1 protein-coding gene is annotated in these 1,316 nt (G+C 53.8%); it reads right to left on the bottom strand.

Annotated features, from left to right (window positions below; genetic code table 11):
- Window positions 1–1,315 (bottom strand): UDP-glucose/GDP-mannose dehydrogenase family protein (locus BWI93_RS06100; RefSeq protein WP_094809258.1); only part of this gene is annotated, 1,315 nt, incomplete at its 3' end.
- Between the last annotated feature and the right edge of the window lies 1 nt (window position 1,316).

Below are 1,316 nucleotides of genomic sequence, written 5' to 3'. Positions count from 1 at the left end.
AATTAACTTTTTCGCGACCGATGGAGTAATAGGTGTAGCCCTTCTCCTGCATGTCCTCGAGCTCATAGACGTTGCGTCCGTCAAAGATCACTTTGTTCTTCAAGCGGCTTTCCATCTTCTCAAACTCCGGCGTGCGGAACTGCGGCCACTCGGTCATGATCATCAACGCGTCCGCATCCACCAGGGCCGAGTAGGCATCCTTGGTGAAGGTGACTTTCGAGCCAATGTCCGACAGATTCGCTACGTTTTCCATCGCCTCGGGATCGTAGGCTTTGATGTGAGCTCCCTGAGCAATCAGCTCCCGGATGTTGTACAAAGCCGGGGCTTCCCGGATGTCATCGGTGTAGGGTTTAAACGCCAGACCCCAGATGGCAATCGTCTTGCCTTTCACATCCCCGCCGAAATAATCCAGTACGTGCGGAATCAGCTTGGTCTTCTGGTCTTCGTTGACCGTCATCACCGACTGTAAGATACTGAAGTCGTAGTCGTAATCCTTGGAAGTTTTGTGCAGGGCCTGTACGTCTTTGGGGAAGCACGAGCCCCCGTAACCGATCCCCGCAAACAAAAAGCGTTTACCAATCCGGCTGTCGGTACCAATCCCGCGACGAATGTCATCGACGTTGGCTCCCACTTTCTCGCAGAGGTTGGCAATCTCGTTCATAAACGTGATCTTGACGGCCAGAAACGCGTTGGCTGCGTACTTGGTCATCTCGGCCGAACGCTCATCCATGAAGATGATCGGGTTGCCCTGCCGCACCAGCGGAGCGTACAGCCGGTTCATCACCGCTTTGGCTTTCTCGGAAGTCGTGCCAATCACCACGCGATCGGGCTTCATGAAGTCTTCCACGGCCACGCCTTCGCGTAAGAACTCCGGGTTGGAGATCACGTCGAAGTCCACCTGAGCGTTCTCGGCAATGGCCGCCCGTACTTTCTCGGCCGTACCCACGGGTACGGTTGATTTGTCAATGATGACGGCGTACTGACTCAACAACGGACCCAGATCCTTGGCCACGCCCAGAATGTATTTAAGGTCAGCCGAGCCATCTTCACCCGGAGGCGTGGGCAGGGCCAGAAAGATCACTTCTGCTCCTTCGATGCCTTCCGCTAATGAAGTAGTGAATTTGAGGCGACCTTCATTGGTGTTTCGCAGGAAGAGTTCTTCCAGACCTGGTTCGTAAATGGGGATGATGCCACTACGCATCTTTTCAATTTTGCGGGAATCAATGTCTACGCAGGTAACCTGGTTTCCAGTTTCAGCAAAGCACGTGCCTGTAACCAGGCCGACATATCCGGTGCCTACAACGGCTAATTTCATA

Origin of the sequence: Siphonobacter sp. BAB-5385 (assembly GCF_002261125.1) — a bacterium.
Lineage (GTDB): Bacteria > Bacteroidota > Bacteroidia > Cytophagales > Spirosomataceae > Siphonobacter.
Note: the sequence above shows the minus strand (reverse complement) of the source record. Positions and strands in the feature narration are given on the sequence as shown.